At 72.7% G+C, this 6,348-nt stretch carries 2 protein-coding genes and 1 pseudogene; 2 read left to right on the top strand and 1 reads right to left on the bottom strand.

The genetic code is table 11. The features are described from left to right. Positions 1–3,859, top strand: a 3,859-nt coding sequence (gene eccCa, locus CCN51_RS47840) for a type VII secretion protein EccCa (RefSeq protein WP_086861026.1), incomplete at its 5' end; no start/stop codon positions are given. Positions 3,860–3,936: 77 nt separating this feature from the next. Here eccCa and CCN51_RS47835 read toward each other — a convergent pair. Continuing rightward, complete coding sequence (locus CCN51_RS47835) at positions 3,937–5,118, bottom strand: S8 family serine peptidase (protein ID WP_238545315.1); 1,182 nt, start codon at positions 5,116–5,118, stop codon at positions 3,937–3,939. Between the two features lie 85 nt (positions 5,119–5,203). Here CCN51_RS47835 and CCN51_RS59500 point away from each other — a divergent pair. Further along, positions 5,204–6,286 (top strand): annotated as a pseudogene (locus tag CCN51_RS59500) (right-handed parallel beta-helix repeat-containing protein); the annotation flags it as partial. Between the last annotated feature and the right edge of the window lie 62 nt (positions 6,287–6,348).

Here is a 6,348-nt window from a genome sequence, read left to right as displayed (position 1 = left end):
GCCGATGGCGCTGATGTCGGTCTCCATGATGCTGATGTACATGAGGCCGGGCGGCTCCAAGAGCGGTGCCTTCATGTACCTGGCCCTGGGCATGATGGTCGTCTCCGCCGCCGCCATGATCGTGGGCCAGTTCATGCGCCGCAGCAGCGAGCGCAAACAGAAGCTCAAGGGCGAGCGGCGGGACTATCTGCGTTATCTGCGGCAGACCCGGAAGAAGGTCCGGGCCGCCGTGGTGGAGCAGCAGCGCGCCCTGCTGTGGCGTCATCCGGAGCCGACCGCGCTGTGGTCGCTGGTCGGCACCACCCGGCTGTGGGAACGGCGCCCGGCCGACCCGGACTTCGGGGAGATACGGGTCGCGGTCGGCGACCAGAAGCTGGGGCTCCGGCTCTCGCCGCTGTCCACCAAGCCGGTGGAGGACCTGGAACCGCTCACCGCACACGCGCTGCGCAGCTTCATCCGTGCCTACTCCACCGTCCCCGACCAGCCCATCGCGGTGTATCTGCGAACCTGGGCGCGGGTGCTGTTCCGGGGGGATCCGGACCGGACCCGGGAGCTGACCCGGGCGATGCTCGCCCAACTGGCCGTGCTGCACTCGCCCGAGGACCTGTGGATCGCGGTGGTCACGACGGACGAGCGGCGGGCCGAGTGGGACTGGGTGAAGTGGCTGCCGCACAATCTGCACGCGCAGGAGAGCGACGGGGCCGGTTCCGTACGGATGGTCCTGTCGTCGGTGAACGAGCTGGACGATCTGCTCGGCGGCGAGTTCCAGGAGCGACCGCCGTTCGACCCGGACGCGACGGCCGGCCGTGAGGAGCCGTACACGGTCGTGGTGTTGGACGGCGTCGCGCCGCCCGGCGGGCACCGTATGGAGGGGCCCGGCCACCGCAACGCGGTGGTGCTCGACCTCACCGGCGAGCTGCCCTGGCGGCCGGGGCGTGCCACGCTGCGGTTCGAGGTCGCCGACGAGACCATGAACCTGGTGCGTACGGACCGCGAGCGCAAGGAGCAGGTGACGTTCCTCGGCCGGCCCGACCGGCTGAGCACAGCCGTCGCCGCGTCGCTGGCCAAGCGGCTCGCCCCGTACCGGATGGGCATGGCCACGGAGTCGGCCGAGCCGCTGGCCGCCGACGTGGAGCTGACCTCGCTGCTGGGCATCCCGGACCTGTACCGCCATGAGCCGCCCACGCTGTGGGGGCGGCGCACCGGATCCGCCCGGCTGCGGGTGCCGATCGCGGTGGGCTCCGACGGGGTACCGGTGGAGCTGGACATCAAGGAGTCGGCGCAGGGCGGCACCGGGCCGCACGGCATGCTGATCGGCGCGACCGGCTCGGGCAAGAGCGAGCTGCTGCGCACCCTGGTGCTGGGCCTGGCGCTGACCAACTCCTCGGAAACGCTCAACTTCGTGCTGGTCGACTTCAAGGGCGGCGCGACCTTCCTGGGCCTGGACGAGCTGCCGCACACCTCCGCCGTGATCACGAACCTCGCGGACGAGGTGGCGCTGGTCTCCCGGATGCAGGACGCGCTGCACGGGGAGTTGATGCGGCGTCAGGAGCTGCTGCGGGCGGCGGGCAACTACACCTCGGCCCTGGAGTACGAGAAGGCGCGGGCGGACGGCACACCGCTGACGCCGCTGCCGAGCCTGTTCGTGGTGGTCGACGAGTTCAGCGAACTGCTCTCCGCGCACCGCGATTTCATGGAGCTGTTCGTCATGATCGGCCGGCTCGGCCGCAGCCTCGGGGTGCATCTGCTGCTCGCCTCGCAGCGCCTGGACGAGGGCCGGATGCACCAGCTGGAAAGCCATCTGTCGTACCGCATCGGGCTGCGCACGTTCTCCGCGATGGAGAGCCGGGGCGTGCTGGGCGTGCCGGACGCGTACGAGCTGCCGCCGACCCCGGGCAGCGGCTTCATCAAGACCGGTGTGGAGGCGCTGACCCGCTTCCGGGCGGCCTATGTCTCGGGCCCGTACCGGCGGCGCAGCGGTTCGGCGCACCAGGCGCGGGTGGCCAGTCAGGTGGTGCCGTGGACGGCGGGCTGGGTGGTGCCGCGGCAGCTGCCCGACCTTCCGCCGGACGAGCCGGAAAAGCCCAACGAGAACGACGACAACGAGGCCGGGGACGGCGAGTCGCTGCTGTCGGTGGCCGTGGACCGGATGCGGGACGCCGGGCCGCCCGCGCATCAGGTGTGGCTGCCGCCGCTGACCGATCCGTCGCCGCTCAACGAGTTGCTGCCGTCGCTGGCACCGCACACCGAGTACGGGCTGACGGTCACGGATCTCACCAGACGGGGACGGCTGTCGGTCCCGGTCGGCGTCGTGGACCGGCCCTTCGACCAGCTCCGGGACGAACTGCGGGTGGACCTCTCGGCGGCCGGCGGCCATGTCGCCGTCGCGGGCGGCCCGCAGAGTGGCAAGTCCACCCTCCTCCGTACGCTGATCACCTCGCTTGCGCTCACCCACACCCCGCGCGAAGTGCAGTTCTACTGCCTGGACTTCGGTGGCGGCACCCTCGCGGGTCTGGTGGGCCTGCCGCATGTCGGCGGGGTCGCGGCCCGGCTGGACCAGGAGCGGGTCGGCCGGGTGATCGCCGAGGTCTCCACGGTGCTGGCGCACCGGGAGCGGTTCTTCCTGGACAACGGGATCGACTCGATGGCGACGCTGCGGCGCCGCCGGGCGGCCGGGGAGTTCCCCGAGGAGAAGCACGGCGACGTCTTCCTCGTCATCGACGGCTGGTCCACGGTCCGCCAGGAGTACGACCAGCACATCCCGACGTTCAACGCGATCGCGGGCCGGGGCCTCAACTACGGCGTCCACCTGATCGTCACCACCGCCCGCTGGGTCGAGCTGTCCTCGGCGGTGCGCGACCAGGCCGCCACCCGGCTGGAGCTGCGCATGGGCGACCCGATGGACTCGGGCATCGATGTGCGCAAGGCGGCGGGCGTGCCCCGGATCCCGGGCCGTGGTCTGACCCGCGAGTCCAAGCTGCACTATCTGGCGGCGCTGCCGCGTATCGACGGCGTGGCGGGGGCCGACGACCTCGCGGACGGCGTGGCCGGGCTGGTCGCGGCGGTGCGCGAGCACTGGTCGGGCCCGCCCGCTCCCCCGGTGCGGATGCTGCCGACGAAGCTTCCGGCCGCCCAACTGCCGCCCGTGGAGGGCGATCTGCGGATGCCGCTCGGTCTGGAGGAGGACCGGATGGGCACCGTCTGGCACGACTTCAGCGCCAATCCGCACATGATCGTGGTCGGCGACACCGAGAGCGGCAAGACCAACCTGCTGCGGCTCGCCGCGCAGTCCATCATGGCCCGGTACACCCCCGCCGAGGCCCGGATCATGGTCGTGGACTACCGCCGCGAGCTGGTGGAGGCGGTCCCCGACGAGTACCGGCTGGGCCACGCCGTCTCGCTGGACGCGCTCAAGGAGCTGGTCGGGGGCGCGGCGCGGGCCGTGAAGACCCGGATGCCGGGCCCGGACATCGCCCCGTCCCGGATGCGGTTGTGCGACTGGTGGACCGGGCCGCGGCTGTTCGTCCTGGTCGACGACTACGACATGGTGGGCGGCGGCGGACCGCTGAACCAGCCCTTCGAGGGCCTGACGGACTTCCTCGCGCTGGGGTACGAGGTCGGGCTGCACATGATCGTGGCCCGCTCGGCGGCGGGCGCGGGCCGGGGCCTGAACGACCCGCTGATGCGACGGCTCCAGGAGGTCAACACCCCCGGGATCCTGCTGTCCTGCCCGCCGACCGAGGGCTACCTCTTCGGCAACGTCAAGGGGCGGATCCTGCCGCCCGGACGGGGTCTGCGGATCGCCCGGCGCAAGAGCGTCCAGATCCAGACGGCCCTGATGGGCACGGAGGATTCATGACATCGGGCGGCGGTCGCGGTGCCGGTGTGCGGAGCTCGCTCCGTGCACCGGCACCACCGTGCCGGAACCCGCCAGGGCTATCCGGCCGGGCGCCAGCCGCGGGCCTTGCCGCGCGGCACGATGAACGCGGCCGCGGCCACCAGCAGGACGACGGCCCCGGCCACGCCCGCGATCAGCAGGGCCCGTACCCGCGGCGTCCTGGCCGCGGCGGGCGGGACATGGGCGGCGGCGGCCTTCGGTTCGCCCCGTGTGCCGTCGCCGAGGACCACGGTCAACCCGGCGTAGGTGTCCAGACGCGGGGCCTCGCCGGGGTAGGCGGCCTCGGTCAGCCGCCGGGAGACCTCGGCGGCGGACAGCTCGGGGTGGTACGAGCGGATCAGCGCAGCGGCCCCCGCGACATGCGCGGCGGCCAGCGACGACCCGGAACCGATGTAGTGGCCACTGCCCTTGGGCCCGATACCGACCACGGCGTCGCCGGGGGCGGCCAGGTCCGGGGCGAGGGGGGCCGCGGCTTTCTCCGGACGGCCGCCACTCGGCCCGTAGTCCACCACCGACAGCACCTGCGGGACCTGGGCGGGCCAGTAGGCGCGGGCCCGCGGGTCGGGGCGCCCATCGGCGCCCTCGGGGGCGATGTCCGGCGCGGCCGGGGCGATCACCAGCACGTCCTTGGCGGTGGCGTAGGCGACCGCCTGGGTCAACTGGCTCCTGCCCACGGCCAGGGCCTGCCCGGTGTAGACGATGTCCGCGCCCTCGTCCACGGCGGTCCTGATGCCGTCCGCGACCTGCTGGGCGGTGGTGTTGCCACGCGCGTCGGTGGCCCTGACGGCCAGGATGCGGGCCCGCGGCGCGACACCGGTGACCGCTCCCTTGCCACTGGGGGCTCCTGCGATGAGGCCCGCGGCGAAGCTCCCGTGCCCCACGCAGTCGACGCCCGCGTCTCCCGCCTGGGTCACCCGGCCGTCGAGCGCGGGCAGGTCGGAACCCACGCCCGTGTCCACGACGGCCACGGTCACCTCCGCGCCCTTCGACAGCTGCCACGCCCGGGACAGCTGCAACGCCTGCCACGTCCACGGCTGCTGCTCCGCGGTCTTGTGCGACGCGGTGGCGCAGCTCTCGTCGGCGGCGACGCGCGAGCGGAGCGCGGGCAGGCTGACCGGGTCGTCCTCATCGGCCTGCGCGGGCGTGGACATCATGAGCGCGGGAAGAGCGGCTGCCACCGCGAGAGTCACAGAGGCGCGGTGGTAACGATCGCTTCGCATGCCACGCATGATAGGGGAAGCCCGGCCGCCAACTCGGCTCGGTCCGGGCATTGTTCACGGCACCATCAATTCAGGAGGTCCGAGCGTGTCACGGCAGGTACTGACGGTCTGCCCGGAGCAACCGGAGAGTTTCCGGACGATCGGTGAGGCGCTGGCCACGGCACGTACCGGAGCGGTGATCCATGTCCGGCCCGGCCGTTACCCGGAAAACCTCACCGTCAAGACCCGGGTCACGCTCGTCGCCGAGGGCGAGCCCGGCAGCGTGGAGATCTGCCCGCGCCGCGGCACCGCGCTGACGCTGGTCGCGGACGCGGTGATGCTCACCGACCTGACGCTGCGCGGCGGCAGCGAGGACGTGGCGGTGGTGGACGCGCCGCGCGGGCAAGTGGCCATGGACGGCTGCACGGTGATCGGCTCCGGCTGGACGGCGGTGCTGGCCCGGCAGACCGGTTCGCTGGCCATGCGCGGCTGCCGGGTCACCAACCGCGAGGGCGCCGGGATCGTGGACACCTCCGAGGTGGCGAGCGTCATCGAGGACTGTGTGCTGGAAAACCTCGGCACCTCCGGTGTCGTCCTCAGTGAGGGCGCCCGCTCGACGGTGCGCGGCTGCCGCATCCGCGACGCCCGCGGCAACGGCGTGCTCGCCAACGGCGAATCGCAGGGCTCCATCGAGTCCTGCGACATCACCGCCACCGACAAGCCCGCCATCGCCCTGGAGGGCAACAGCACCACGTACGTCTCCCGCTGCACCGTCCGCGACACGACGGTGGGCGTCTATCTCACCAGCGCGTCCCGCCCCACCGTCGAGGACGTCACGGTCTCCGGCACCACCGGGCCGGCCATCGCGCTGTCCGCGGGCGCCGACCCGCTGCTGCGCAGGTGCCGGACGCTGCGCACCAAGGGCGGCGGGGTGGTCGTCTCCGAACGGTCCCGCGGCACCTTCGAGGACTGCGAGTTCGTCTCGGCCACCGGTTCGGCGATCCGGGTGGCGGGTTCCAGCTCGCCGTCCTTTCTGCGCACCGCGGTGTCGGACTGCGCCGACGCGGCGGCGGCCGTGCTGCTCACCGAGGAGTCGACCGCCGAGTTCGACCGGCTGGAGGTGACCGACGCGGTCGGCAGCGCGGTGGCCATCCGCTCGCACGCCAATCCGCTGCTGCGTGGCGCCCGTCGTCGACCACCTCGAAGCCGTACTTGCCGGGCGCGGTGATCCGGGCGCCACGCAGCAGCGGA

The organism is Streptomyces milbemycinicus (genome assembly GCF_002154605.1).
Classification (GTDB): Bacteria; Actinomycetota; Actinomycetes; order Streptomycetales; family Streptomycetaceae; genus Streptomyces; species Streptomyces milbemycinicus.
This window is presented reverse-complemented; position numbering and strand designations above follow the sequence as displayed.

Bases quoted from the DNA above. Each gene is read 5' to 3' on its own strand.
- CCN51_RS47835 (WP_238545315.1), bottom strand. From the start codon at position 5,118: ATGCGAAGCGATCGTTACCACCGCGCCTCTGTGACTCTCGCGGTGGCA.